Origin of the sequence: Nostoc paludosum FACHB-159 (genome assembly GCF_014698835.1) — a bacterium.
In the GTDB taxonomy this organism is placed as follows: domain Bacteria; phylum Cyanobacteriota; class Cyanobacteriia; order Cyanobacteriales; family Nostocaceae; genus Nostoc; species Nostoc paludosum.
In genome coordinates, this window is record NZ_JACJTU010000046.1 from 11,932 (window position 1) to 36,469 (window position 24,538).

Consider the following 24,538-nt stretch of genomic DNA (forward strand, 5'->3'; position numbering starts at 1 on the left):
AGCAGAAGTTAAAAGTTGTCTGCCTCGTCGCTAGTAGTCTGCCAAGTGAATTTTGCGTTCTGGTTAGCAGAGGTACAGAGGGGCAGAGGGGAAAAACTTACTGTCAGTTTCTCCTCTGCTCCTCTGCTCCCCTGCTCCCCTGCTCCCCTGCTCCCCTGCCCCCTTAAGAGCCTCCACGTAGCATTTTTGGGTTGGTGAACTACTAGATGTGTTTGCTCCCTCTTGCTGGTGAGGCATATCGTTTGAAATCTGTAGAGGAGTTGGTTATGGCAAGTGTCCGTCATTAGCCGCCTTAATCGGACACTTTACCAAGGTAAAATAATTGGTTGATTTGGTATCTTCAACTTTTAGAGGTGGAGCAAAAGTTTCTCAACCGTAGACTTCAAGGGGCGACAATCGCCTCTAAACCCCGCCAGATAAAGGTTTAGGAGTCACAGACCCCTTGAAAAAATTGTGTATAGAGAATTAGCATAGAACTGGCGAATTGGCTCCACAAGCAGAACCTCAGTTTTGTATTTCGTCAAAAGAAGGATACTACTTTTCGGAAGAAAAGACAGAAATTTCAGCCTTTAAGTAGTATTGAGATTTATCCTGGTATTTGCTCCTTTTACCCCAATGTTAAAGCTACTCAAAAACAAGGTTTTGGTTGGTTTAATTTAGCTGTGTATTGGCAAAGAAAATATAGAGGTAAGCAAGATAAAGAAGCTTGGTATTTATTAACTAATTTACCAGATTTAAACACGGCAATCAAAATATATAGTCAACGTTTTGGCATTGAAGCAATGTTCAAAGATTACAAAACAGGTGGCTACAATCTAGAAGCTTCTCAAGCTAATCCTGAATATTATTAATCGCTGTCTTCTATGACCAGTGCTTGGTTAAACGGGCAAAGAACTAAATTTCAAAAACTTGATTCTTATATTTGTCGCACTCAAGAAAAAAAATAGAGCTGAGAAGCGTCACAGTAATTTCTGGATAGGTTTATATGGTCAAAATTGGATAGTCGCTTGGCATTCATACCAAGCATGGGTTGAGGAACTGGTCGGTTCCATTCGCAATAAGCAGGCATATTATCAGCGAGTTTTCAGGCTATGACGCTTATACAGCAAGCACTTTATCTCGATTGTCGCCCCTTGAAATAAATTTCATAATACACATTTGCAAGCATAAATATTAGTAGTAGATTCTAAATATTTTAAGTATGATTTAAATTAGAAAACTAATAATTAAATATGTAAGAAAAGCAAAATTGCAATTAAATTATTATAGCTCATGTTACCTGGGTAATTGAATTGTAAAAATGCTACCTTTACCGAATTCACTTTGTACATTTAATTTGCCTTGATGTGCCTGAACAATTGCTTGAGCAATGGCTAATCCTAATCCAGAACCACCAGTGTTACGAGAGCGATCGCTACTTATCCGATAAAAACGATCAAAAACTCTCCTCAGTTCATGTTGTGGGATACCAATACCTGTATCTTGAACTTTAATTACAGCATAATTATCACTGCTTTCTAAGATAACTGTGACTTCCCCTCCTTTGAGTGTATATTGAATTGCATTGACAATTAAGTTAGAAACCAATCGATAAAGCTGATCGGAATTCCCTATAACATTCATATTTTGCTTAACTCGGATTGATGATGTCAACTTTACTCCTGCGGTAGTTGCCATCGCTTCAAATTCTTCAATTAAATCGCTAACAACATCATTTAAACAACAAACTTCATGCTGTAACTTTTGAGCTTGTCTATCTAAACGTGCTAACATCAATAAGTCAACAACTAAAGTTGTTAACCTCTGATTTTGACGCTGTATAGTTTGCAATATATCTCGTGTTTCTTGTTCATCTATTTCTGGCATTAAAAGTGCTGATTCTACAGTTGCACTTGTCGCAGCTAAAGGCGTTCGTAATTCATGTGCAGCATCGGCTGTAAACTGTTGAATTTGTCGATATGACTGATAAATTGGCTGCATCGCTAATCCTGACAACCACCAACTGGCACATGCAATCATAACCATAGCCATCGGCAGCCCCAATATCAAAATTAGCTTGACACTATCCAAATAGTGATTAAACTCTTCTAGACTTCGCCCTACTTGCATATATCCCCAATCCTGATAATTTTGGGTATGCAGAGATAAAGTAATTTGATGGTATTCGTTGCCTTTGCTATCTTTGAGAAATTGCCAAGTTTTTGGATTAAAAATATTAGGTAATCCCTCTGGATAATAACCAGCATTAGCAATTAAATTTCCTGAAATATCAAAAAAACGTATATAGTAGCTAGTTTTAGTGACAATACCAAGAAGATGACGTTTAGGATGCGGCTGTTCTTGAATACAATTACTAGCCCCAATTCTACAGTTACCTGTATTTGGAAATAACTGATTTACTAATGGTTCCAAACGTCCAGGTGACTGTAGTTTTAGTTCAATACTGTCGTGCAGTGTTCCCGCTACAGTCTCAATTTCACTGTCTAAAGCTACCACATGAGCATGAAACACAGACCTGTAAAAGCTAAAGGCACATAGGCTTAAAATCAAACCCATAACAATAGCATAATACAGAGCTAAACGAACGCGGGTGAGCCGAAACAGTTTATTTTGATTCATCTGAGAAATTAAGACGATACCCCATACCGTGCAAAGTTTCAATTGGGTTAGGACAGTCGTTACTTGTGAGTTTACGACGTAACAAACGTATTTGCGCTGCCACTACATTACTACTAGATTCCGCATTAACTTCCCAAATTTGATTACGAATTTGCTCAGTCGTAACAATCTGGTTAGGATGGTTCATGAAATATTCCAATAGTTGGAATTCTTTATTAGTTAATGGAATACTTTGCTGTTCACCTGTTGTATTTTGTCTAACAACTGTACTGTTGCCGTAATCTAGAGTCAAATTACCAACAGTTAATTGTTGAGGTTGTAAGTGTGGAGAACGACGTTGTAAAGCTCGCAATCGTGCCAGCAGTTCCACCATACCGAAGGGTTTTACTAAATAGTCATCAGCACCTGCATCTAGTCCAGCAACTTTATCTTCCATTCTATCTCTAGCAGTTAGCATCAAGATAGGAAGAGGATTACCCTTATAACGTAGTCTTTTACACAATTCTAAACCACTAATTCCTGGGAGCATCCAATCAAGGATCGCTACTGTATATTGCGCCGAACTATTTTCTAAGTAAGTCCATGCGTCATTCCCATCCATAACCCAGTCAACCAGGTACTTTTGTTGATTTAAAGTACGCTTCATAGCTGCCCCCAAATCTGGCTCATCTTCGACTAGTAGCACCCTCATATCAAAATAGATATTTAAAATTTCATTGTAAATTTGTGATTTTAGCATAGTTCGCCATAGGGCTACCTCTATTAATAGGGTTGCAGAAATTTATGAAATTAGGATGAAATTCTTAAAAATTAGGATTAGGCTATACAAAACCCGATAGTAGGCTAGTATCTTATCTATACATCTTCACTAGCTCTTTTTTGTTGATGCTTTGCGTTCTGCTCAAGTTAATTAATTGGCACAAATAAATTATCACTACTGATTTTTGGAAATTTTAAATATTAAATAAAAAATTTCATCTTGATTTCATATTTTTCCTTCAACATAAAAATATGTCGAGTTCGTGATGGGTGTCAATATTTTTATGGGGGGTAACTGAAATACTTAGTTAGTTACCAATTCAAACTTAATTGCTATCTATTTTTAAGTAAATCTAAACAGATTAAAGAGGTAATTAACTATACGGTAAATAGTTTTTAATCTTTTTATTTTAAAGAAAGCAATCTAGTAACAATGTTCCAATAAAATCAACCCCAATGAGCAAGTTCATGTAGCTATGAAAATTTGTACTAATTTTTGAATTTTTGGTTACTTAATATGAATTATCTGGCAAAGTCTTCATCCTTTGAAAGCATTTTCAACTTTCAGTGGAATCATCATCGTAAATGGAAAAATACTACGGCTGCTGATGTTACCCAGGCTATAGGAAATGTTCCAATTGTAAAACTCAAGAATATTTCTCCTATATGTGCTATCTCAGAATGCTTATTGAAATTGGAAAGTTGTAATCCTGGGGGTTCAATTAAAGAAAAAAATGCAGTCTACCTCGTTACGCGTGCGGAGGAAGAAGGGCTGCTTGTACCTGGTGGTACGATTATCGAGTCAAGCTCAGGGAATTTCGGCATTGGGCTAGCGATGGTAGGAGCAGTTCGCGGTTATCGAGTGATGATTGTCGTCGATGCGAAAACTCCTCCACCTTTTAGACGAATGTTGAAAGCATACGGTGCAGAACTTGTGGATGTACCACTTCATGAGGCAGACGAATCAGGCTCAATGCAGAAGGCACGAATGAAACGAGCGCGTGAGCTTGCAGCAACTATTCCCGATGCTTGGTATCCATGTCAGCACTTGAATCCTTTGAATACTGAGGCACATTCGTATTACACTGCGCGGGAAATTGAATCCCACTTTGCTGATGAGCTTGATGCTGTAGTAGTTGGTGTGAGTACGGCGGGACAGATCATGGGAATAGCTAGTTATCTTAAACCGCGATTCCCAAACATACGCATTGTTGGCGTTGATGTGGTGGGTTCAGTAATTATGGGAACGCCAGCAAAACCGTACAAGATGACGGGTATTGGGTTATCTTTCTTTCCGCCAAATCTGGATCTTTCCTTGCTTGACCGCGCTTATATAGTACCAGAGGATTTGGCTTACTCAGTATGTCACATCCTGGCACGTCGTGAGGGATTGCTTCTAGGTGCGTCAACAGGCGCAATTGTAGCAGGTGGCTTGCATCTGGCGCATGAAATGGGTGAGGGTGCGCGGATTCTGATGATCAATCCAGACCGAGGCGATAGATACCTGGAGACAATCTACGATGCCGATTGGCTCGACCATCATGGATTTACCCTCAAACAAGGGAAACTTCTTGAGGATGCGATCGCTTCACTAACTCCCATTTATTTTAAGTAGTGCTGAAAAATATCATGAACACCTCACCCCAGCCCAAACAAGAAAGTAATCAAATAACTTCAGGGCGATCGCTGTTAGCACTACTGACGCAGTTTATTCCACTTTCTTTATCTGATGTGGCAATGACTCTTGGAGATCCGCTTCAGACATCTGCACTCAGTCGCCTAGCCTATCCGCAAGAGACATTAGCTGGAGTCGGGGTAGTCAAAGGAGTTGCGGTATTTCTGGAAAGCCCGATAATCATGATTCTTCATGCCTCAACCGCACTGGGAGGCCAAGCCAAATCTCGACGCGCACTTTGGCAGTTTACGATAATTGCGGGATTGTCTCTAAGTGGTATCTTTCTGTTACTCACCTGGGAACCCTTGTATAACTGGCTATTGCTTGATGTATTCGGCGTTAGCTCATCAATTGCTGCCAGAGGAAGAACTGCTTTTTTATTAATGTTTCTGTGGCCTTTCGTGATTGCTTGGCGGCGATTCTTTCAAGGGTTGCTAATTCGCGCCCAGAAGAGCATAGCTGTGGGTTGGGCAAGTGTAGCGCGATTGACTTGGGTAATTGTGTCGCTGGCAGTGGGAGTAAGTTTACGGTTAGATGGAGCAATGCTCGCAGGTATCACCATGATGGGAGCCATACTTATTGAGGGGGTACTGGTTACATGGTTTTGTTGGCATTTGGGTGCTATTTCTATTCTTAATCAACAAGGATATTCTGAAACTAAGAAACTGCCTCAAACCTTTGCTGGAGTCAGCTTTTACTATCTTCCTTTAGCTTCAACCATGCTTTTGGTTTGGGGTGCAAGAGCCATACTTTTGAGTCTTATTGCTCGCGCATTCGATGGTAGTTTAGCACTTGCTGTTTGGCCTGCGGCCTGGGGACTTGTGCTGGCGATCGCTAACGGTACACGTATGATTCAACAAGTGGTAATTTCTGCTTATGAAGAAACTTCCAAGCGAACACTTGCTGCTTTTGTAATTATTGTCGGGCTGAGTTTTACTTTAATACCGTTTTGGCTGGGGTATACAGAGCAAGGATTATTTTTACTGAGTCAGTTTTTGGGGAATAATCCCTCTCTTGTAGAAGCATCTCGTCCAGTTATACAAATACTCTCATGTTTACCTCTGCTCTTGGCTCTGCAAAATACTTTTCAAGGGCTACTTATTCACAAGGGCAAGAACTGGTTCATCAACTTGGCAACATTAGTTGCTGCGACCTTTACTTTAGTAGTATGCGGAACCCTAATTTTTACCAGACATAGCGGAGCTAATTCAGCAGCTTATGGAATGCTTGCGGGTGTAATTAGTGAAATAATAGTGCTTTTCTTCGCACTTCAAAGACAATAATCAGATCAATTATGACTAGCCATTATGACACTATTAACACGGAACAAAAAGTATGATGAAGTACATAATTGCTAACACGACCCAAAACAAATTCTTCCATACCCGAAAGCCACCGCCGCCGTCCAATTACAATCAAGTCGGCTTGACAATTTCGCGCAAATTCACAAATGGTTTCGCCAGGTTGACCAACGTGTTGTTTATATTCTGCTTCTACACCTGCTGCTGTTGCTTCTGCTGTATATAAATGCAGCATTTCTAACTTTGGATGTGAGAATTTATCTAACATTTTTTGGCTGTGTTTTACGGCTTCGCTGTCTTTATCTGGCTCATAGTAATTTAACAGTTCAGAGTTATCTAAATATCCATCTTCTTCAGGACATACAACATTAAATATCATCAAGTTAGCCTTGGTGAGCTTTGCTAGAGAAAGTGCTTTTTCAAAAACACGCTTGCTAACTTTAGAACAATCTATTGCAACTAAAATTTTCTGAAACATAAAAAAACTCCTTATGTTTCGATAAGTAAACAGAAGTTCGGTGTTGCTGAATCATAATATGAAATGCCAAAATTACTTCTCTTTTTCTGAATAACTTTGTGCTTCTAGGTCTCTGCATGAGACAAATCCATACTTTCACGCACAATATCTCTCATTCCTAGCCAGTTATAGCGTCGAATCAACCAAGGCAACACTATAATTACAATGAGGAAAATAACAGAAATAGCCATTCCTAAAGGTGTTCCTACGCTTAATGCTCCTCCCATATATGTAAGTAAAAATGTTGACGGGATCATACCTAAAAAAGTAGCAATGGCATATTTAGGGAGAGAAATACCAGCGATTCCCGCAGCGTAGCTAATCAAATCGAAAGAAAATATTGGCAGCATCCGAGTAATAAAAATTAACCAGCTTAGATATGTCTCTCCTTTGTTTTTCGAGAAATAAATGATTTTACCAGTTAAAGCTTTCATTGCCGATCGCCCCAAAGTGCGACCCAAAAAATAAGCAATTAAACCACCTAGAAAACCTCCTATTATGCTGTAGATTCCTGCTAGAACCGCTCCCCAAATAGTGCCTGCTATAACTGCGAGTGGCGCACTGGGAATAGGACTAATAACTACAGATAAAGCCAAGATACCAATATAGACAAATGGGCCAAGTAACCCTAAATTCTTTACAGTTTGTCTAAATCCTTCCGGTGTTAATATATTTACCTGGGGATTCAGTATCCAATAACAGACGGCTAAACATAGCAGTAAAATTGCAATTGCTAATCCATTTTGACGATTAAACAGGATTTTGATTCTTTCCTGTCTTTTCACCTCAGTTCTCCAATTTTTTAGGTATTACTTCTCTTGGCAGTGCCATCAAGACGAGGGAAAAAAGCTGGTGTATTGCTGGCATAGCGATCGTACTCTTCGCCAAATTCTGCTCGTACCTCACGTTCTTCCTGGCGTGCCAACTTGGTATACATCCACACCAGAATTGGGAACATCAACAATGTGAGAATTGTAGGCCACTGAAGCAAAAAACCAACCATGATACTGATAAAAGCTAAATACTGGGGATGGCGAATTGTTGCATAAGGGCCAGTAGTAGCTAATGTGTGAGAACGCTGGGCTTTGTACAGAACCTCCCAAGCTGATGCCAATAAGATAAACCCACCAAAAATGAGGATGTTACTCAAAATATGCAACACATTAAAGTGAGGATTGCCTTTCATCCCCAGCATTGTCCACCAGAGATGTGCTACATCATGGGAGAGTAAATCCAACTTTGGATAGCGACTTTGCAACCAACCTGAAAGTAGGTAAATTGTTAAAGGTATGCCGTACATTTCAGTGAACAAAGCCATGATAAAGGCAGAAAAAGCACCAAAGGCTCGCCAATCACGGGGACTTTTTGGTTTTGTAAAGCTGAAGGCAAAGATAATAAATACCAAAGAGTTGATAATCACCAAAGACCAAAGACCGTAGGCGGGTGCGTTGTTCATTTCTTATTTCCTGTTGATTGATATTTTTTACCGAGATGAACGATCGTTTCCGCCACTATGTCCGCTGTGTCCACCATGTCCTCCGTGCATAAATAAGTGCATGAATGGGCAGGCTAAAAGTAACAAGTAGGGCAGAATTCCAGCTAGATGTGCTAAGTGTTCAGTGATGAGAAAAAATGCAGCAATGGCCAGGAAAATATATAAGGCTATTTTGGCGGGCGATCTCCACCAACTATCTTGACTAGATTGATGATTCATAGAATTTTTCCCCCAATGCAGTTAGCAATTGCAATTCAACTTGTTGATAATTTGAATCCTTTCAACAGCGATGAATTAACAATCACTGACAAGGAACTCAAAGCCATCGCAGCTGCGGCAATCATTGGGTTGAGTAAACCGAAGGCAGCGATAGGAATGCCAATGGAGTTGTAAATAAATGCCCAAAATAGGTTTTGTTTAATTTTGAGCATCGTGGCACGAGATAGGCGAATTGATGTGACAACATCGCGCACATCGTTTTTAACCAGAATGATGCCGCCTGTTTCCTTGGCCACATCTGCACCAGAACCAATAGCAATCCCAATGTCAGCAGTTGCTAAGGCTGGTGCATCATTAACACCATCTCCCACCATTGCCACAACTTCGCCACGTCGTTGAATATCTTTAACGACTTGGGCTTTATCACCGGGTAATACCTCAGCAATTACCTGATCGATTCCTAGTTGACGAGCGATCGCTTCGGCAGTACGCTGGTTGTCTCCAGTGAGCATCACGACTTTAACTTTTTCCCGACGCAAAGCAGAGATCGCTTCCTTGGCTTCAGGTTTGATGGTGTCCGCTACTGCCACAATCCCCATTAGCAGACCATTACAACCAACCAGCATGGCTGTTTTACCATCAGATTCCAAACGAGTCAGTATCTCTTCTGTTGCCGGAGTTATCTGATAGCCTTGCTTACCGAACAAACGGCGATTACCAAGTAAAATCCTATCTCGATTGATTTCTCCCCGAATCCCATGTCCGGGAATTGCCTCAAAATTACTCACCTTGGGAATATCTAGCATCTGATGTCTGGCTGCTCGCACAATTGCTTCACCCAAAGGATGTTCTGAACCCGCTTCTACAGCCGCCGCTAACCGCAGAATTTCATCGTTTGGGCGTTCTGCCAAGGCTACAATATCCGTCACACTAGGCTCACCACGAGTCAAAGTTCCAGTTTTGTCGAAAATTACGGTAGAGAGTTTTTCAGCTCGTTCTAAAATTTCACCACCCCGAATTAAAATCCCGGCTTCTGCTCCCTTACCCACACCAACCATCAATGCGGCGGGAGTAGCAATACCCAAAGCACAAGGACAAGAAATAATTAACACAGCAATGAATGCGAGTAAAGCTTGGGGAAAGTTCCCGACAAGTAACCAACCGAGAAATGCCAGTACCGCAATTCCCACCACCGCAGGCACAAAATAACCCGTCACTTTATCCGCCAAACGTTGGACTTGAGCCGTACTTGTCTGGGCTTCCTCCACAATTTTGATGATTTGAGCCAGAGCAGTTTCTGAACCTACACGAGTCGCTTGGAAACTGAACGCTCCTGTTCTGTTCAAAGTCCCACCAATCACCGCCGCTCCGGCTTGCTTCTCTACTGGTAGTGATTCCCCTGTCAGCATTGACTCATCTACAGATGAAGATCCATCCAGCACAATTCCATCCGTTGGTACTTTTTCTCCCGGACGGACAATCACGGTTTCACCTACCATTACTTGCTCTGCCGGAATTTCCATCTCCATACCATCTCGAATCACTCTAGCGGTAGCAGGTTTCAAATCTAGAAGTTTGCGTACTGCTGCCGAGGAGTTCTTTTTGATAATTTCTTCCATATACTTGCCTAGTAAAACAAAGGCAATGATGACGGCAGAAACTTCAAAATAAACGTCTCGCTCCTCAACACCGACAGGTAGAGCATTAGGAAAGAAAATCACTGCCACACTATAGAAATAGGCAACACTAGTTCCTAAAGCAATCAGGAAATCCATGTTTACATTGCGGCTTTTGATGGCATTCCACGCCCCTGCATAAAATGACCAGCCCCCAATAAACTGTACAGGTGTAGCCAGGATAAAAAGCCAGACTCCCCAAGTAAACCAGGGTAGAGCAGAAATCGGCACCCAGCTTAAGATACTGATGCCTGCTGCCAGTCCCAAAAATGCAGCCGCTCGCATAATTGCTAAAAGCAGTACCCCCGTCATCGCAACGGTAACGCGAGTCCGCATTGATTTGAGTTCCCTCTCAGGATCTAAAAATGTGTTTAAGCAAGTTTGGCTGCAAAAATAGTAATTGCGTCCACCTCTTTCTGTCCTCAAGGATGTGGCTTTAGGTACTGTCATGCCACAGATAGGGTCTTTCGCCATCCCGCCTGGTTCGGGTATAACGCTTGCGTGTTTATGTCCGCGATGCTCGTGAGTTCTTGCCATCTTTCAGTGAACTCCTTCATCATGCTGGTTGTGATTCAAAGGTATGCAGGCAAGTCTGGCTGCAAAAATAGTAAGTCTGTCCGTCTCGCTCGGACTTCAATGCTGTAGCCTTTTCTACAGTCATGCCACATATTGGGTCTACAGCAGTCTTTTCACTATCTTGTGGGCGTTTGCGTCTAAAAAAATTCCACATAATTGACCTCCTTGAGAGCAGATGTCAATCGTGTCAGGTCAAAATCTCTCCGGAATTCAACTTTCTTCGGGGTTGGATTTATACCAAGCCTGATACCATTGCTGCATCTGGTTAATTTCAGCCGTTTGAGTTTTAATCATGGACTGAGCTAAGTTACGAATTTCTGGTTTGGTAGCTTTTTTAGTAGCCATCTGCGACATAATTAGAGCCATACGATGATGAGGAATCATCTGACGGATAAATTCTTTGTCGAAATCTGGTGCATTTTTCAAGGCTGCCAAATCTACATTCATACCCATCATGTTGCAGTTCATCGGCATTTTCATCATGCCTGGGTTCATCTGTTGGCACATACGCTGATGCATTGCCATCATTTCTTGACGAGTCATGGCTGTTACAGGTACTTCTTTCCCGTACCATGCCTTGTACCAAGATTTCATTTGCTGAATTTCGCGGTTTTGTTCTTGTTTAATAGCTTGAGCTAGCTTTTTAATTTCTGGGTGTTGAGCGCGACTTAATGCGATATCAGCCATTTCCACTGCTTGAGTGTGATGAGGAATCATCATTTCAATGAAATGTTGATCCATATTAGTCATCATCCCTCTTTGGGGAGGAGGAGTAGTTTCTGTAGATGGGTGATGAGTATTGTGTTCTGAGTTTGAAACCTGAGCTTGTGCGTTATTTAAAATTACTAATCCAGCGAGCGTACCACTGGTTAATAGACCAGCCAAGCCATACAAAAATGTTTTTGTTTTCATAGCCCCACCTCGTTTTAGGAGTTAAAGACAACTTATATTTATGAAATTATCGAGAGATTGTGAGGAACTTGTGAGACGAAAAATCTTAAATTAAACTCAATAAAATTGCTCAGAAATCAAGTAATATGCAAGTTTTGTTGACTCCACTTTTCTTGCAAAAATCAAGTTATTTTTTTCCAATCAAATAGCTAGATCGTTTTATCTTCAACAAAAACCTATACTTTAAGATTTACATCTAGAGATGAAAAGAGGATGAAATATTTTTCTTATACACGTTTCTTTACATAATCAAGGCGATCGCATTCTTACTGGTCTAGAGCTAAATGCGATCGCACTTGTACGCAGCTTCAGCAATCGCTTGTATAATATGTCAGCACATAGTTCGCGTGGGCGCGGTGGCAGCGGATTGTGTTGGCGATGTCTGATGGGGCCGTGTATACACCCGATGGGGAGGCGGTGGAGTTGCAGGAGATGATGCGGTGGTTTCCAGTTGAGAGGTAGGGTTCTGGATCTCCTCAAAATGCTGAAATCAATCATCGAGTGATGAGATCGCTGCATAGTCTAATCTAGAGACATTTTATGTTGATGTCTCTAGAAATTTGTTTTTTACCTAATATGTTTTGATTGACAATGAAAACTTCAGTAATAGCAAAGCTTCTAACCTGCGGGCGTAGCACTTGGTGGAGGAATAATCTCCATCCCATATCTTGGCGCTACTGCAATTACTTTTTCGATATCTGCGGGGCTAGCTGTCGGTGGCTGTGTTATGTCTTCTACTGGCACACCTACTTCCATTAAAAACTGCTCAAATCCTGCTGGTGTTACCCAACACAATAATTTTGTTGGTTGTGTGCTGACATTTGTAAACCTGTGGAGTTGACCTTTGGGAGAATGAAGAAAAGTTCCAGGAGTTGCTATAACTATCTGCTCATCAAGCTGAAATTCTAATTCTCCCTCTTGAATATAAAAAGCTTCGTCTTCGTGACTATGAATATGGGGTGGTGAACCACTCTGCGGTTGAACGGTAATCTCAACTAAAGCATAGGCTTTGCCAGTATCTTCGCCCACTACTTTAATAGTGTATAAGTCTCCCAGCACCCAGTATGATGAACCTTGCCCTGGTTGCTGTAGCACTCCTTGTAGATTGACTGTCATTTTAATTTTTCCTCATTAAATAAAACTCTGCGTCCCCATCGAAGTTCAGATCGGCTGGCGTAGAAAAGATTTTAGCAGTATCTGCTGCTTTCTTTTTCATAAAGGAAATATTAAAATTTTCAAGTAATAAAAAGATTAAGAGCAAAGAATAGTCTGGATTGAAATAGGGAAGATTCCTCCCATAGTCGCAATTCTTCTTAACAAAAAAGTAAAAAATCAGAAATTATATATGGCAATAGTTTTAACTATAAAAAGCAGTCATATCGAGAACAGTGAGTGCGTGAAAAGCAATAGTATTTAACAATAAAATTGGATAAAGATAACTAAAAATAATCAGAAGTAAAGTTGAATAACAAAGAACTAATAAAAGAGATATAAAAGTCAGATAAGGCTCACTGTGTTCACAGTATGACTTTGAGGTAAATTGAGTTTAAAAACATAATTTATGGAAAATTTAATATTGTATGTTTTATTAATTTAGCATTTTGGCATAATCCCCACCAACAATTACTTTACTAGTATTGTCAACTCTCCTGTTAGGTGGAGATTCAAGTTTATGAATACAATCTTAACAATTCGTATAAATTTCTTTGATATTAATTACAAATCAACTTTCTTTATCTAAATTTATAACTATGTTTTGCTTCATAAAATTTTTCTTGTGATTTCTTGACTCTCCAGTTAAATGGAGCATTAAAAATTAAATTATTGAGTTGCCAAAAGAAAGGATAACTTTTTGTCCTTTCAATAGTTATACCTGGGAATTTATTTATGACAAGCAGACAACAGTTACATCAGAGATTCACATCAAGTTCTGATTCTAAAGTACCTTATCAGGATCAATTCAGCATTCAATTATTATTGGGAAAATTCTGGAGATGGTTTGTTGACTTCCTCTATAAAGAACCCGAACCAGAAGTTTGGGAACGGCGTGATGCCTACGGCGGGCTGCGCCTACGCCAAGGCAATACATGGTGGTTTGCTTATGATCCAGCAACAGGAAAATCTGCTTCTTTGGGTTCGGAACAAGAAGTTTTAATTTGGATTGAGCAACTTTATTATCAAAAAACTTTAGCTGCTAACAAACATAGATGGTAAAGCAAAGCCTAAGAGAATATTTAGTTCTACGGAGATTAGTTATGAGAATAATACCCGATAAATTTTTTGATGATTTTCAAACTTACCAAAAACAAGAATGGACACCTTCAAATGTTTCTGATGGATTTAGACCTCAATTTCATGAAGTCAGCCAACCTTTGAATCATGCAGCTAGAGCGATCGCTCTAGCTTTGATGGACAATTCAACTGCTTTTATTTGGCAGACAAGCGATCGCATGGGAAATATCTGGTGGATTATTGATGATTCACTGATCGGAAATCGTTTCCATGCGTTATCTGAAGAGGAAGTTCTTGCTTGGCTTGCACAAAATCACTATGCTAAACCTAACTCATCACAAAGTATTTCAAGTGATGTAGACTTTATTATCAAAAAAATCTAGTTTATAACAAACAGAAACAGAAAGGCAGAGGTAATACCAATTGTGTATGAAGATACACTCATCTAAAAGAGAAAAAACTTAAACAGGAAGAAATGTAGAGACCTTACGTATAAGGTCTCTACACATATTACACAAATATGCAAACTGTTGTACATTTAATTTGATAATGTTTGAAATAAATTCTGTAACGCTAACATTTGTTCTTTTAAGCTAACTACTTCCTGACGCATCAGTGGGGGCAGCGTATCGACTTCTCGGAGTTGATATATCTGAGAACGCAAATGCTCATTTAGCGGTTGATAAATTTCCTCTGGACAAGATAAAAGAAACATTGTTAGCAAATAAGCTAAGTTTTTCTCTTGGAGTTGCCACTTTTCTGTAACAGAAGTTTCAGGGAAATTTCTAGTCAACAGTACGTCTTGAGCAACTGTCCATAAAGGATGCGATTTAATTTCTTCCAATAAACAGCACCATATCTCAAAAAATTCATTTGATAGATTATCTCCAGTAATGCAGAGAACAGAAGTTAACTCTAGTGGCAAATTTATTAATATCGTATCCAGTAACGCAAATAATGAATCTGGCTGTTCTTGAGCCAGTAAAGTTGGTGCAATATCCTTAAAATAAGGCGCAACTTTCGCCCATTGATGTATATCAACTCCTACATGAAAGAAGTTTTGACTGGAAATATTCTTATTAGAAATAAGGATATAGCCACGACACTTACCAGTTGCAGTATCAATGGGTTGTAGAGCATCCCATAAAACATTTAGGGGAACCCAGTGAGGTGGGTATTTAAAACGAGCTACATCTAAAAGCAACACAAGGTCACGTTCCGGATGGTATCCTCCCACTGGTGAAAAGTGTCCATCCCCAGTTTGTCCTACAACTTGTCGTGAATAGCAAATAACTAAATGTAAACCTTGAGTTAGAAAGGTGGCTTGCTTAACAGCTTCTCGGAACTCTTGTAGGTTGCTTTGGTCGTAACGATAGGGTTGTACTTTAGCTCCATTGCAACGCGCTAAACAGACAAATTCGTCGAAAGTAATGCCTTGATTTTGAACATTTGTCAGTGGTTGGCAACATTCGAGAAATTCTTCACCGTACCATCTCCATACACCTTTCCAAATTCGCCCAGGATCAATGGATAAGGCGTTGAGAACCATGACTAAAGTACCTAACCCGCAAAAAGCTGGCTCTGACTGAGTATGAAATTGTTCAGCCAGTGGAAAATAACCCTCCATACCCCCTAATGCGATCGCTTCCTGAAAGATTTGTCGTCCATCAGGGGAAGCAAAAGAAATACTAGGAGGAGGTAAGGGACGACGATAAAATCCTTCAGTAATCATGAACAAAGAAAATCTCAACTATGATGGATTGAATTATTGCAGATATTCAGATATATCATTAGTCAGTTATCTGTTGTGTTTAGCATCTAATTGTGTAAGTATAACTGCGGCTAATAAAAGCCCAGTTCCTAATAATCTGGGCGCACTGACGATATGACTCATAACCCCAAATAAACCAAACTGGTCAATGATCAGTGACATCAGCATCTGTCCAAATGCTACAGCCATTGTTGTGTTTGTCAAACCTAATTTAGGAATGCTGAGAGTATTGAGCGTTACGTAAGTTGCTCCCAAAGCACCGCCAAAGAAAGCCCACCAAGGAGCTTGAGACAATTGGTTGAGGGATAGCGGGCCGATGACTCTCAGCACCATCAGTAGTGCTAAAGTTGTAAATCCAATAGTGAAATTAACAGTAGCAGCACCGATCGCGGAACGAATTACTTGCATTAATCGAACATTAGCAGCACTACCATAAGCAAGCAGTCCGCCAGCAGAACCAGCACCAGCGATCGCTAGCAAAATTTCCATACTAATACTCCAAACTAAAAACTCTTATTTCAAAGTGAGAAAGAAAACGGCTAAGAGTAATAATGCTCCAGCAATGCGTCGGTTAGGCGTGAGACGACGAGGCTGCACTGAGAGCCATCCAAAATGATCTACCAGCATACCCATGAAAGATTGACCACTGACAATCAACGCAATTGTGAGCGTAGTTCCCAAGTTAGTTGTCAAGTATGCACTTGAGGTTATGTACCAAGCACCCACCAATCCGCCACAAAAAGCCCACCAAGGTGCTTTGGGTAACGCAGACCAATTTGGTCGTCCGAATTTGCCAGTTAATAGAAGACTTACGAGAACTATAGTGCCTACGAAGTAGGAAATATCTCCAGCTAGAGGGAAAGAACCTATTGACCGAGCTAACTGAGCATTAATTGCTGCTTGAATAGGCAGTACGGCTCCATTAAAGAAAGCAATTAACAGAGAAGGTGAAGGGGGACGAATTAAGGTTGAAACAGTGGGAGATTTTGAAACAGTGGTTTTTGTTGAGGGTAGATGGATGATGCTCATAGCTGTTAGTCCAGTGAATTACAAGTCCGACGCTGAACTATGCCAGAACAGCTGAAATGGTATAACCATAGGCAAATTTTGCCAATAGCGCATTCCAAAAGCTTTCCGAACTTTAGATCAAGCTGGTTATTGTTTGCTGGAGTTTATCTTCAAATATCTAGTTCACTGGAGAGTCAAGAGACTTGAACAGAAATTTTTCCCCAGTTCAGTTAATGTATGGGAAATAGCTGCAAAGCTAGTTGAGAAAGGACTTTTTGCGTAGTTCCAATTTTTTTTCCTCTACCCTCTTGACACTCCAGTTCACTGGAGCATTCAAGATGAAATCAGTCTTGAACACGACTTGATAATTGGAGCTTTGAAATGGAGAATGCCACACTTAAACTACGCGGTATGAGTTGCGCTTCCTGCGCCAGAAGTATTGAAGATGCGATTAGTTCTGTCCCTGGTGTAAATGAATGTAGTGTGAATTTTGGTGCAGAACAGGCAACAGTTGATTATGACCCCAGAAAAACAGATTTACAAGCCATACAAGAGGCAGTAGATGCAGCAGGTTATTCTGCCTATCCCCTCCAAGAACAAAATCTGATGGCGGGAGAAGATGATGAAGAGAAAAGATATCGCCTGAAAGAATCCCGTGATTTACAACAAAAAGTAACAGTAGGGGGCATCATTAGCATAGTGCTGGTGATTGGCTCACTACCAATGATGACAGGGTTAAACCTACCTTTTATTCCCACATGGTTGCATAACCCTTGGCTGCAATTAGTCCTCACCACTCCTGTACAGTTCTGGTGTGGTTACTCCTTTTACGTTAATACCTGGAAAGCTTTCAAACGTCATGCTGCCACAATGGATACCTTAATAGCGTTAGGTACAAGTGCAGCTTATTTATATTCCCTATTCGCCACCTTATTTCCTGACTTTTTCATTGCTCAGGGATTGATGCCAGATGTATATTACGAAACCGCGGCGATTGTAATTACCCTGATTCTATTGGGACGACTGTTTGAAAATCGCGCCAAAGGGCAAACCTCAGAAGCTATTCGTAAGCTGATTGGTTTACAGGCGAAAACAGCAAGGTTAATTCGCAACGGACGAGAAATAGATGTACCCATTGAAGAAGTACAAATTGGCGATGTGGTGCTGGTGCGTCCAGGGGAAAAGATTCCCGTTGATGGGGAAGTAGTTGATGGGACATCCACAGTTGATGAAGCGATGGTGACTGGGGAAAGTGTACCCGTGAAGAAGCAACCAGGGGATGAAGTCATCGGAGCTACTATCAACAAAACTGGAAGTTTTAAATTTCGAGCGACAAGAGTTGGTAAAGATACCGTACTGGCGCAGATTGTCCAACTAGTGCAGCAAGCTCAAGGCTCAAAAGCTCCTATTCAAAGACTAGCAGACCAAGTTACGGGGTGGTTTGTGCCGGCGGTAATTGCGATCGCCATTCTTACCTTTATCATCTGGTACAACATCATGGGCAATGTCACCCTGGCGTTGATTACCACAGTTGGGGTATTAATCATCGCTTGTCCTTGTGCATTGGGTTTAGCTACACCGACTTCTGTGATGGTAGGTACAGGTAAAGGTGCAGAAAACGGCATCTTAATTAAAGGTGCGGAAAGCTTAGAAATAGCACACCAGATTCAAACAATTGTCTTGGACAAAACAGGCACAATTACCCAAGGTAAACCCACAGTTACAGATTTTCTCACAGTTGACGGTACACGTAACGGCAACGAAATGAAGCTGATACAACTAGCTGCATCCTTAGAACGCAATTCGGAACACCCCTTGGCAGAAGCAGTTGTCAGATATGCTCAATTTCTGCAACTGCCATCAGTGGATGTCAGAGATTTTGAAGCGATCGCAGGTAGCGGTGTCCAAGGTATCGTTTCTAACCGTCTTGTGCAAATTGGTACACAACGCTGGATGGAAGAGTTAGGCATTTACACCCAAACCTTGCAACAAGACAAAGAACGCTTAGAATACCTGGGTAAAACAGCAGTTTGGTTGGCAGTTGACGGCAAAATACAAGGATTGATGGGGATTGCTGATGCCATTAAACCTACTTCCACCCAGGCTGTGAGAGCATTACAAAAACTTGGTTTAGAAGTTGTGATGCTCACAGGTGATAACCGCCGCACCGCAGAAAGTATTGCCCGTGAAGTTGGTATCAAGCGGGTTTTGGCAGAAGTGCGTCCCGACCAAAAAGCCGCGACAGTACAAGCATTACAAGCAGAAGACAAAATTGTGGCGATGGTTGGCGATGGTATCAATGATGCACCAGCTTTAGCTCAAGCCGATGTAGGAATTGCAATTGGTACAGGTACAGATGTGGCGATCGCCGCTAGTGATATCACCTTAATCTCTGGTGATTTGCAAGGCATAGTTACAGCCATTCAACTCAGCCGCGCTACAATTCGCAACATTCGCCAAAACTTATTCTTCGCCTTCATTTACAACGTTGCTGGTATTCCTATCGCCGCCGGGATTCTCTTCCCCATCTTCGGTTGGTTACTGAACCCCATCATCGCCGGTGCAGCAATGGCCTTTAGTTCAGTTTCTGTAGTCACTAATGCACTGCGTTTACGTAACTTCCAACCTAAAACACTCGCATAGAGGAAATAACAATGTTCAATCAAACCATATTTTTCGGGACTTTAGCAGGATTTGGATTTCTGTTGGGAGTGATTTCAGGAACTTTAGTATAGCTAACAATTTACACCAATTTTCTTTCAATCCCCAAAACTCAGACCATAGCTGACTTTCTTAATTACGAATTACGTTAGCGTAGCGGGGCGTAGCCCATTACGAACTACGAATTATATCCATGTAGGAGGTTTTTCAATGGTGAACAAAGCAGCACTCATCGGTAGTATAGCCAGTTTAGGAATTGTATTAGGAATTGCATCTGGTGAAGCAGCCGCACAAAAATCCCATGATGCACACTCATCTGCAACCACCCAAACTAATCAATTTCAACGTATCGATCAGCCATTAGGTAACAAAATAGCCGTCACCCTCGGCGGATTAGGACTACTTGGCTTAGAACTTTGGTGGTTCTTGCTGAGTAAACCCAAGTCTCAGAAAGCAGTTGCAGCGGGTGGAGGTATTCAAGAAGTCACCGTCACTGTAGATGGGGGATACGATCCCAGCCGAATTGTGGTGCAAGTAGGGAAACCAGTAAGGCTGAAATTTGAACGCAAAGATCCCAGCAGTTGCTTAGAACAAGTGCTGATTCCAGATTTTTACATTGCCGCAGATTTACCGCTTAATCAAGTAACCACTGTGGAATTTACACCCAAACAAGCTGGAACTTATCTCTTTACCTGTGGCATGAATATGTTTCGCGGTGAAATTCAAGCCGAAGCTTCAGACATTCAATCAACAGTCATAAAGGAAGAAAAAACGATGAAAGAACCACAACCCAAATCCTTCAGTTCAATCGATGAGCATGAAACAACTGTAGAGCAAAGAATTCAGAAAACCACCATCAATGTAGATAAGGGATATGCACCGAATCATGTTGTTGTCCAAGCGGGACAAAGAGTACAACTCAACTTTCTGCGCGAAAATCCCAGTAATTGCCTTGCGAAAGTGCTAATTCCTGATTTTGGTATTGCTGCTGATTTACCAGTCAATCAATTAACCTCAATTGAGTTTACACCCGAAAAACCAGGCGAGTATGCTTTCACCTGCGGGATGAATATGTTTCGTGGTGCAATTTCAGTCCAAGCCACAGATGATAGTGAAAAAACTACTTCTACTCAAATTAGTTTCTCCTGAGCATGGTGAAAGCAGGTGAATTTTGCCCCTGCTGTCACAACTGGATTGCCTATCTCGTCTAGCTTAGTGAATGCCTAGTTCGGAGATATGTATGCTTTTTGTCAAGCTGTCCTTGAAGTCAGTTTAGGGGACAGGATTCATTCGTTAACTTTCTAAGGAATCGAAAATGATTGATATTGGACTTACGCATATTGCTCTGCCTGTCTCAAATATTGAACAAAGTATTGAGTTTTACGCTACCTACGCACAAATGCAAGTGGTTCATCGTCGCATTGATACTGACACAGAAGTTGTGGTTGCTTGGCTAACAGACCATACTCGCCCATTTGCAATTGTTCTCATTGAAACTAAGTCAATACATCCTGTTCTCTCGCCATTAGCACATCTGGGAATTGGCTGTAAGAGTCGTGAAGCAATGGATGTTTTGTGTGATCAGGCTCGTCAAGCGGGGGTACTGGTTGACGAACCCAAAGATTCTGGGTATCCGGTCGGATATTGGGCATTCTTGCGAGACCCAGATGGTCACACATTGGAATTATCTTACGGCCAGGAGATTGGTCTAACAGTGGAGCAGGGGAATATTTAGCACACATTTTTGAAAAAATAGGAGAATTTTTATGAAAGGCGATCATCTGCGCTCGACTACCCAAGCCACAAATTTACAACCACAAAAACCATACAATACCGGACTTCATGCAACTCGCAATTATTTGCCATTGATTGCCCGCATTCTTTTATCTAGCTTATTCTTGTGGTCAGGGTTCAATAAAATTCTTCACCCAGCTGATACACAAGCATATATGGCCGCCTATGGGATGCCTTTCACCTGGCTATTTTTACCAGTAGCGATCGCCCTAGAAATTTCGGCTGGACTGTCTTTACTCCTGGGTTTCTATGCACGCTTAGGAGCTGCGGCTTTAGCCATATTCACCTTCATCGCTACCTTTATTTTCCATAGCAACTTTGCTAACCCAATTGAGCAGATCATGTTCATGAAAAATCTGTGCATCATCGGTGGGTTACTAATGGTCATTCAGTACGGTTCTGGCAACATTGCTTGGCGACCACGTTAATGGGTTTAATTATCCGTCTTTCTCTGCGCTCATCTGCTTCTATCTGCGGTTAATTATTCTTGATATCTTATTATCTACAACTTTAGATGAATTGGGTATCACAAATTAATTTTTCATCTCGTTTAATTCAACGTATTCTAATTCAGAGATGACTATGAAAGTATTAATTGCTGGAGCTACCGGTGCGATCGGTCGTCCACTCATCACACAATTAATTCAAGCTGGATATGATGTAACTGGCTTGACTCGTTCCCCCCAAAACGCCAATTTTCTTACTCAGCAGGGAGCAAAATCCGAAATCATTGATATCTTTGATGCTGATGCTGTTCATACTACCCTTAGCCATATTCAGCCTGAAGTTGTCATTGACCTACTCACTGCTTTACCCAAAAACTATACTCCTGAGTCAATGAGTGCTGCAACTGCCCTAGACCATCGCACCCGCAGAGAAGGAGGTGCAAATCTGCAAATGGCGGCGCAAGCAGCAGGAGTCCGGCGTTATCTTCTCCAGTCCAGCGCATTTTGGTATGCTCCAGGTGTAGGTTTAGCCGATGAAGAAACGCCCTTTGCCTTTGATAGCACACCTGCCATAGCAGCAGGAACACGGATGTATGCAAATATAGAACATCGCCTCTTGTCTGCAAATACTTTAGAAGGTGTTGTCCTGCGTTATGGTTTTCTCTATGGTTCAGGAACTTGGTACGCATCAGACGGAGATATGGCAAATCTTGTGCGACAACAGCAATTTCCCATTGTTGATGACGGACAGGGTGTTTGGTCATGGATACACGTTGAAGATGCTGCTACTGCCACTGTTGCGGCTGTTGAGCAAGGTAAACCAGGGGTTTATAACATCGTTGACGATCGCCCTTTAGAATTGCGAATATGGCTATCTGCCTATGCTGATTGGTTAGGTGCAAAGCCACCTGTAAGGGTATCCGTTGAAGACACACTCAAAACTCAAGGAGCAGATGCAGTTTCCTATGCCACTCAACTGCGAGGGGCATCTAATCTCAAAGCCAAGCAGGAATTGAAGTTTCAGCCGCGATCGCTCCAATGGCTAGATTAAACTCTGGCTTTTAACTTGTATAAGCCAGAGAAGCCCAAATCATTAGAGAGCAGTTTTTTCAAAAATGATATTTTTTATCCTTGACTCTCCAGTTAGATGGAGAGTTTAGGATATGATTCAGTAATCATATTTCACTGAAGTTTGGTAAGTATGTTAGCTCCAGCACAAGCAAAACAGATTGGTGTAGTTGCCAAAGAAAGCGGCGTACCAATTAAAACTATTCGCTACTATGAAGAACTTGATCTACTCAAATCATCCGGAAGAACAGAAGGCGGATTTAGATTATTTAACTCTGATGTTTTAGAAAGACTGCACTTTATTAAACGCGCTCAAAGCTTAGGATTAAGCTTGTCAGAAATTAAGGACTTTTTAAATATTCATGATAGTGGAGAATTACCTTGCGAGCATATCAAAACTAAACTAGAAGATAAAGTAAAAGCTATTGATGAACAAATTCAGCAATTACTGATTTTGAGACAAGAATTATCAGGATTGCTATCTGGTTGGGAAATAAAGCTTGATAATGATCATTCAACAATTTGTCCAATTATTGAACATGAATAAATATTACAAAAAATAATATGAGTGAAACTATAGTTCGCAAACAGTACGACCAGTTAGCGGGTGTTTACGATTTACGTTGGAAAAGTTATATAACTAATACACTATCTTTCCTCAAAAAATGGGCAGAGATATCACCAACAGATACTATACTTGATGTTGCCTGTGGTACTGGTGAGTTTGAACGTTTACTGCTAGCTGAATATTCATCACAACAAATTGTTGGGATAGACATTTCAGATAAAATGCTGGCGATGTCTACGACGGGCTATGCCTACGCCAAACAGAAATGTAGTGCTTATCCTCAAGTATCATTCCAGATTGCGAGTGCATCAAATTTGCCATTTGACAATGATAGTTTTGATGTGATTGTGTCTGCCAATGCGTTTCACTACTTTGACGATCCACTTGCTGCATTAAAGGAGATGAGACGAGTCCTGAAGCCTGATGGTAAAGTTATTATCCTGGATTGGTGTAGAGATTATTTACTTTGTAAAATATGTGACATTATCCTTAAAGGTTTCGATCCGGCTCATCAGCAGTGTTATACCCAAAATGAATTTCACCGCTTGCTTGAAGATGCAAATTTTGCGGTTTATCGCGCAACCAGAATTCGCTTTGGTGTTGTATGGGGGTTGATGGTAGCTACAGCAATTCTCAAGAATTAAGTTGTTTTATTGCTGCTTATACACTTTTAATTTTACTAAAATTAATACTTTCAAAAGCTTTTCACTAATTACAAGAACAAAAATTCCAATTTTATATAAAACCACAGATGCACACAGATAAACAGTGATGATTTATCTGTGTGCATCTATTTTTATCTGTAGTTATTTTTTTATTTTTCCTCTTGACTCTCCAGGCAGATGGAGAATTTAAGCTAATTCCAGGTTGAGTAAAAAATTAAAAAATTACTCAAACAAACCACGCTTTAGTAGTAAAAAAATCAGGAGTTTTTAGAGATGACACTACAACTTACTATCCCTAAATTAGCTTGTTCAGCTTGTGTAAATACTATCAACACAGCAATTCAAAAAGTTGATGCTGCTGCCACTGTAAAAGCTGATACAAAAACCAAAACTATCAGTGTAGAAACTCAAGCATCAGAGACGGCGATTAAAGAAGCACTCGCCTCTGTTGGTTATCCATCCATCTAGAGGTTTTCAAACATATATCAACAGTTCGCAAAAGCTAACTGTTGATAAAAAATTTATCAATTAGGAATT

At 40.8% G+C, this 24,538-nt stretch carries 27 protein-coding genes; 13 read left to right on the forward strand and 14 right to left on the reverse strand.

Features of this window, described 5'->3' with window-relative positions; all coding sequences use genetic code 11:
- Positions 1–476: 476 nt before the first annotated feature.
- Positions 477–851, forward strand: coding sequence for a transposase (locus H6H03_RS30605; RefSeq protein ID WP_199339144.1), 375 nt, complete (start codon positions 477–479; stop codon positions 849–851).
- A 424-nt stretch (positions 852–1,275) separates the two neighbouring features.
- Here the strand turns inward: H6H03_RS30605 and rppB are convergent, their stop codons facing one another.
- Both rppB and rppA read right to left on the reverse strand, forming a co-directional pair.
- Positions 1,276–2,619, reverse strand: coding sequence for a two-component system sensor histidine kinase RppB (rppB, locus tag H6H03_RS30610; RefSeq protein WP_190958810.1), 1,344 nt, complete (start codon positions 2,617–2,619; stop codon positions 1,276–1,278).
- Positions 2,606–3,358 carry a two-component system response regulator RppA gene (rppA, locus tag H6H03_RS30615; RefSeq protein ID WP_190958811.1) on the reverse strand — a complete coding sequence of 251 codons (753 nt, stop codon included), beginning with the start codon at positions 3,356–3,358 and terminating at the stop codon, positions 2,606–2,608. Before rppA ends, rppB begins: the two co-directional genes overlap by 14 nt.
- 537 nt (positions 3,359–3,895) lie before the next feature.
- Here rppA and H6H03_RS30620 point away from each other — a divergent pair.
- Together H6H03_RS30620 and H6H03_RS30625 are read left to right on the forward strand one after the other, a co-directional pair.
- Entirely contained in the window at positions 3,896–4,993 is a 1,098-nt protein-coding gene (locus H6H03_RS30620) for a cysteine synthase family protein (RefSeq protein WP_190958812.1), read from the forward strand.
- A 14-nt stretch (positions 4,994–5,007) separates the two neighbouring features.
- Positions 5,008–6,336: a hypothetical protein gene (locus H6H03_RS30625; protein WP_190958813.1), complete on the forward strand. Its 1,329-nt coding sequence runs from the start codon at positions 5,008–5,010 to the stop codon at positions 6,334–6,336.
- A 22-nt stretch (positions 6,337–6,358) separates the two neighbouring features.
- On the opposite strand, the gene H6H03_RS30630 is transcribed toward H6H03_RS30625, so the two are convergent.
- The 9 genes from H6H03_RS30630 to H6H03_RS30670 all read right to left on the reverse strand — a co-directional run bounded on the left by H6H03_RS30630 (position 6,359) and on the right by H6H03_RS30670 (position 12,904).
- The gene (locus H6H03_RS30630) at positions 6,359–6,832 is read right to left on the reverse strand and encodes a universal stress protein (protein ID WP_190958814.1); all 474 of its coding nucleotides are present in this window, start codon (positions 6,830–6,832) and stop codon (positions 6,359–6,361) included.
- A gap of 104 nt (positions 6,833–6,936) precedes the next feature.
- Entirely contained in the window at positions 6,937–7,656 is a 720-nt protein-coding gene (locus H6H03_RS30635; RefSeq protein WP_190958815.1) for a TVP38/TMEM64 family protein, read from the reverse strand.
- A gap of 17 nt (positions 7,657–7,673) precedes the next feature.
- Positions 7,674–8,327 carry a methyltransferase family protein gene (locus H6H03_RS30640; protein ID WP_190958816.1) on the reverse strand — a complete coding sequence of 218 codons (654 nt, stop codon included), beginning with the start codon at positions 8,325–8,327 and terminating at the stop codon, positions 7,674–7,676.
- A 27-nt stretch (positions 8,328–8,354) separates the two neighbouring features.
- Positions 8,355–8,585 carry a DUF2933 domain-containing protein gene (locus tag H6H03_RS30645; RefSeq protein ID WP_190958817.1) on the reverse strand — a complete coding sequence of 77 codons (231 nt, stop codon included), beginning with the start codon at positions 8,583–8,585 and terminating at the stop codon, positions 8,355–8,357.
- Positions 8,586–8,620: 35 nt separating this feature from the next.
- The gene (locus H6H03_RS30650; RefSeq protein ID WP_190958818.1) at positions 8,621–10,798 is read right to left on the reverse strand and encodes a heavy metal translocating P-type ATPase; all 2,178 of its coding nucleotides are present in this window, start codon (positions 10,796–10,798) and stop codon (positions 8,621–8,623) included.
- 19 nt (positions 10,799–10,817) lie between these two features.
- Complete coding sequence (locus tag H6H03_RS30655; RefSeq protein WP_190958819.1) at positions 10,818–10,991, reverse strand: YHS domain-containing protein; 174 nt, start codon at positions 10,989–10,991, stop codon at positions 10,818–10,820.
- A gap of 56 nt (positions 10,992–11,047) precedes the next feature.
- Positions 11,048–11,749, reverse strand: coding sequence for a DUF305 domain-containing protein (locus tag H6H03_RS30660; RefSeq protein ID WP_190958820.1), 702 nt, complete (start codon positions 11,747–11,749; stop codon positions 11,048–11,050).
- Positions 11,750–12,037: 288 nt separating this feature from the next.
- The gene (locus H6H03_RS30665; protein WP_190958821.1) at positions 12,038–12,307 is read right to left on the reverse strand and encodes a hypothetical protein; all 270 of its coding nucleotides are present in this window, start codon (positions 12,305–12,307) and stop codon (positions 12,038–12,040) included.
- Positions 12,308–12,406: 99 nt separating this feature from the next.
- Positions 12,407–12,904, reverse strand: a complete 498-nt coding sequence (locus H6H03_RS30670) for a quercetin 2,3-dioxygenase (RefSeq protein WP_190958822.1) — start codon at positions 12,902–12,904, stop codon at positions 12,407–12,409.
- A 771-nt stretch (positions 12,905–13,675) separates the two neighbouring features.
- Between H6H03_RS30670 and H6H03_RS30675 the strand changes: the two genes are divergently transcribed.
- Both H6H03_RS30675 and H6H03_RS30680 read left to right on the forward strand, forming a co-directional pair.
- Complete coding sequence (locus tag H6H03_RS30675) at positions 13,676–14,002, forward strand: hypothetical protein (protein WP_190958823.1); 327 nt, start codon at positions 13,676–13,678, stop codon at positions 14,000–14,002.
- 41 nt (positions 14,003–14,043) lie between these two features.
- A complete protein-coding gene (locus H6H03_RS30680) occupies positions 14,044–14,403 on the forward strand; it encodes a hypothetical protein (protein WP_190958824.1) in 360 nt (119 codons plus the stop codon).
- A gap of 155 nt (positions 14,404–14,558) precedes the next feature.
- Here the strand turns inward: H6H03_RS30680 and H6H03_RS30685 are convergent, their stop codons facing one another.
- The 3 genes from H6H03_RS30685 to H6H03_RS30695 form a co-directional block, all read right to left on the reverse strand.
- Positions 14,559–15,752: a phytochelatin synthase family protein gene (locus H6H03_RS30685; RefSeq protein ID WP_190958825.1), complete on the reverse strand. Its 1,194-nt coding sequence runs from the start codon at positions 15,750–15,752 to the stop codon at positions 14,559–14,561.
- Between the two features lie 66 nt (positions 15,753–15,818).
- Entirely contained in the window at positions 15,819–16,280 is a 462-nt protein-coding gene (locus H6H03_RS30690) for a DMT family transporter (RefSeq protein WP_190958826.1), read from the reverse strand.
- Positions 16,281–16,304: 24 nt separating this feature from the next.
- Positions 16,305–16,820: a DMT family transporter gene (locus H6H03_RS30695; RefSeq protein ID WP_082370731.1), complete on the reverse strand. Its 516-nt coding sequence runs from the start codon at positions 16,818–16,820 to the stop codon at positions 16,305–16,307.
- Between the two features lie 360 nt (positions 16,821–17,180).
- Between H6H03_RS30695 and H6H03_RS30700 the strand changes: the two genes are divergently transcribed.
- The 8 genes from H6H03_RS30700 (at position 17,181) to H6H03_RS30735 (ending at position 24,469) form a co-directional block, all read left to right on the forward strand.
- Positions 17,181–19,442, forward strand: coding sequence for a heavy metal translocating P-type ATPase (locus tag H6H03_RS30700; protein ID WP_190958827.1), 2,262 nt, complete (start codon positions 17,181–17,183; stop codon positions 19,440–19,442).
- Between the two features lie 228 nt (positions 19,443–19,670).
- Positions 19,671–20,609 carry a cupredoxin domain-containing protein gene (locus tag H6H03_RS30705; protein WP_190958828.1) on the forward strand — a complete coding sequence of 313 codons (939 nt, stop codon included), beginning with the start codon at positions 19,671–19,673 and terminating at the stop codon, positions 20,607–20,609.
- 166 nt (positions 20,610–20,775) lie between these two features.
- On the forward strand, positions 20,776–21,195 hold the full coding sequence (locus tag H6H03_RS30710; RefSeq protein ID WP_190592046.1) for a VOC family protein: 420 nt from the start codon (positions 20,776–20,778) through the stop codon (positions 21,193–21,195).
- 31 nt (positions 21,196–21,226) lie between these two features.
- Positions 21,227–21,682 (forward strand): DoxX family protein, encoded by a 456-nt coding sequence (locus tag H6H03_RS30715; RefSeq protein WP_190958829.1) that lies wholly within the window; start codon positions 21,227–21,229, stop codon positions 21,680–21,682.
- A gap of 154 nt (positions 21,683–21,836) precedes the next feature.
- Entirely contained in the window at positions 21,837–22,751 is a 915-nt protein-coding gene (locus tag H6H03_RS30720) for an NAD-dependent epimerase/dehydratase family protein (RefSeq protein ID WP_190592048.1), read from the forward strand.
- Between the two features lie 150 nt (positions 22,752–22,901).
- A complete protein-coding gene (locus H6H03_RS30725; RefSeq protein WP_096585246.1) occupies positions 22,902–23,315 on the forward strand; it encodes a heavy metal-responsive transcriptional regulator in 414 nt (137 codons plus the stop codon).
- 17 nt (positions 23,316–23,332) lie between these two features.
- Positions 23,333–23,980 carry a class I SAM-dependent methyltransferase gene (locus H6H03_RS30730; protein ID WP_190958830.1) on the forward strand — a complete coding sequence of 216 codons (648 nt, stop codon included), beginning with the start codon at positions 23,333–23,335 and terminating at the stop codon, positions 23,978–23,980.
- Positions 23,981–24,274: 294 nt separating this feature from the next.
- Positions 24,275–24,469 (forward strand): heavy-metal-associated domain-containing protein, encoded by a 195-nt coding sequence (locus tag H6H03_RS30735; protein WP_190592050.1) that lies wholly within the window; start codon positions 24,275–24,277, stop codon positions 24,467–24,469.
- The last annotated feature ends 69 nt before the right edge of the window (positions 24,470–24,538 follow it).